Source organism: Roseibium denhamense (assembly GCF_009711415.1).
Classification (GTDB): Bacteria; Pseudomonadota; Alphaproteobacteria; order Rhizobiales; family Stappiaceae; genus Roseibium; species Roseibium denhamense.
Map to the genome: position 1 here is coordinate 1 of NZ_SMLZ01000054.1, position 2,986 is coordinate 2,986.

At 56.9% G+C, this 2,986-nt stretch carries 1 protein-coding gene and 2 pseudogenes; all 3 read left to right on the top strand.

Translation table 11 applies throughout. The annotated features are described in order from the left end of the window. Positions 1 to 75: 75 nt before the first annotated feature. A pseudogene (locus tag E1180_RS22320) lies at positions 76 to 228 on the top strand (IS3 family transposase); the annotation flags it as partial. 652 nt (positions 229 to 880) lie between these two features. Beyond that, positions 881 to 2,407 carry a group II intron reverse transcriptase/maturase gene (gene ltrA, locus E1180_RS00215; RefSeq protein WP_196220477.1) on the top strand — a complete coding sequence of 509 codons (1,527 nt, stop codon included), beginning with the start codon at positions 881 to 883 and terminating at the stop codon, positions 2,405 to 2,407. A gap of 100 nt (positions 2,408 to 2,507) precedes the next feature. Then, positions 2,508 to 2,807 (top strand): annotated as a pseudogene (locus tag E1180_RS22325) (transposase); the annotation flags it as partial. Positions 2,808 to 2,986 lie beyond the last annotated feature (179 nt).

Consider the following 2,986-nt stretch of genomic DNA (forward strand, 5'->3'; position numbering starts at 1 on the left):
CAATCGCCGACCTTGGCGCAGCCGACATGCGCCTGTCGATCCAATGCCACACGTTCGGCCGCTTCCGATATCTGGATCCGGCGACTGATGTGGCTCATGGGTCTGATGCCGATCTACCAGAAGCCCAATACAAGCAGACCGGCCAAGGGGCACAAGATCTGGCCATACCTGTTAAAGGGATTGCGGGTGGAACGCCCGAACCAGGTCTGGGCGTCCGACATTACCTACAGTGCGCCTCGTCCCGGATGGTCCGGGGTGCATATGACTGGAATGCATTGAGAAAGGAGGAATGGAAGATTGCCTTGTCCCCTGCTGCAAGGGGGCATGAGCCCAAGCGGCGGTGACCTGTTGTCAACTGGCAGGGTGACGTAGCCCGCAGGTAAAGGGGATTGAGGCGAAGCCGTTACGCCGAGATGGTTCCCGAGGCTGAAGTATTGGAAGGTTGAGGAACACGAACCGGTTCACCCGCATCTGAGGGCTGGAATGTCGCCTTCGCCTACACGGCTTAACAGGCGGAATGTCGATGAAGGCGCTGGATAGGTATGTCAGTAGCTTCGAGTGCGAGCGTATATGTAGGCCGCTCGGAGGGCGTCATGGGGAGAATGCAGCCAGACCATGGCATCGGCATCGACTTGCGGAACGCAAGGGAAAAGACTGCGACCGGCAGCCTCACCAATACGAAGACGTCCAGCATATGAACGAGGGAAGGCTTGATGGAATGCCTATGATGCTCTGCGTCACAAGGGAGTTGACCCTGATGTCCATCATGTCGGCGGAGTTCCCGTAGTAGTCCGCGGTGGGGAAAGCCTGCCACATGGCGAAGGGGAACAGTTCAATCTGCTTGGAGTGCAAATTACCTGACCACATGAGGTGAAGACCTTTGATAATCAGCGAAATGCAGCACAAGCTCGCAACATGGGCCGAGGCCGATCCGGACCGGCGGTTCGATCGTCTCCTTCGGCTCATTGCCGATCAGGAATGGCTTGCCGAAGCGGCACGGATTGTTCTGGCGTCAAGCGGCGCCCGGACCCCGGGCATAGACGGAATAGACAAGCAACGGATGCAGGCCGAGTTGGATCACCATCTGGTCGGCCTGCGGACTGACCTGCTAAAGGGTAGCTATTGCCCGAAGCCGGTCAAGCGGATCTATATCCCGAAAGCCAATGGCAAGCTACGACCGCTGGGAATACCGACCCTGACAGACCGCATCGTCCAGCGCGCCATGCTGATGGCCATGGAGCCGATCTGGGAGAGCGACTTCCATCGCCTCTCCTATGGCTTCCGGCCGGAACGCAGCGTGCATCATGCTGTCCGCACCGTGAAGATCCAGCTTCAGGATGGCGGTGGCACGAAGGGCCGCTGGATCATCGAAGGTGATCTGGCAAGCTACTTCGACACGGTTCATCACCGGCTGCTTCTTAAATGCGTACGACGGCGGGTGCGGGACGGACGGTTTGTCGATCTCCTCTGGCGTATTCTCAAGGCAGGTCACATTGATCGTGGCCTGTTCAGGGCTGCCAGCGAGGGTGTTCCGCAAGGTGGCGTCCTGTCACCGCTCCTGTCCAACATCATGCTCCACGAGTTCGATGTCTGGCTGGAGGCGAAATACCTGAACCGGAAGGCCCGCAAGGATCGTTGGGCATGGAACTTCGGCATTCAGCAGGGACGACCCATCACGGTTCGGGAGAACCGGCAATGGAAACCTGCGATTGCCTATTGCCGCTACGCCGATGACTTCGTCGTCATCGTCAAGGGGACGAAGGCTCATGCTATGGAGATACGTGAAGAATGCCGGGCCTTTCTGGAGGACCGCCTTAAGTTGACGTTGAATATGGAGAAAACCCATATCACGCACGTCGATGACGGGTTCGTCTTTCTGGGGCACCGGATCATTCGCAAGCGAGGGTCGAACGGACGCATGTCCGTTGTCACGACGATACCCAGGGAAAAGGCCAAGGCGTTTGCCCGCAAACTCGCCGAGACCCTTTCCGGCAATCATAGTGTCAGTACGGTCGATATGATCGCCAGCCTGAACCGCCAGTTGGCGGGATGGGCGGCGTTCTACAAGTTCACCGACTTCAGGGCGTACGTCTTCCGGCGCATCGACCATGTCGTGTTCTGGAAAATGGCGCACTGGCTGGGGCGCAAGTACCGGAGTCGTATCAAACCCTTGATGCGGAAGTGGTTCAGGGCCCCAGAACCGGGCAAGGCGAAAACCTGGCTCGTTTACGGTCGCAATGAACGTGGTGAGGCCATCGGAAAAGACCTGCAACGGCTTGTCTCAAGCCCGAAGGCTCAATTCCGCTGGCGCAATCCGGAGGACAATCCATACATCTTCCGGAGTGAAGATCGCAGCACCGTCACCTCACGCTATCAGGATGTTGCAATGGCCATGGGCCAAGTTTGAATGGAGAGCCGTATGCGCTGAAAGGTGCACGTGCGGTTCGGGGAGGAGAAGCGCTATTGCGCTTCTTACTCCACTACAGAGGCACCGCGGCTTTCTCTAACTAGTCGCTATCATGGACTAGTTCACGCGCAAGGTGCTGGCCTGGCGCATCTCCACTACGCTGTAAGCCGACTTCTGCGTCGAGGCGTTGAATGAAGGGATCCACAAATTTTGCGCGCCGGAAATCATGAATACGGATCAGGGATCGCAGTTCACCTCGTTTGCATGGACAGACCAGCTGCGGCGGATGGGCGTCCGTATCTCGATGGACGGCAAGGGCAGGTTCCTCGACAACATTTTTATCGAACGGCTGTGGCGCACGCTCAAATACGAGTGTGTTTATCTGCACGCCTGGGAAACCGATGTAAGAGTACTGAAGGCAACCATTTCGACAATCATACCTAGGTTGCCAAGACTACCAAATAAAGATTTGTTCTCAGGCAGCGTAGACATTTTTCGCAAAACATGGGCTGATCACCATTATGCAAATGCGCTTTTGCTTTCGGCTGCAGATCGACAAGGCCATTTAGCGTGCGAAAA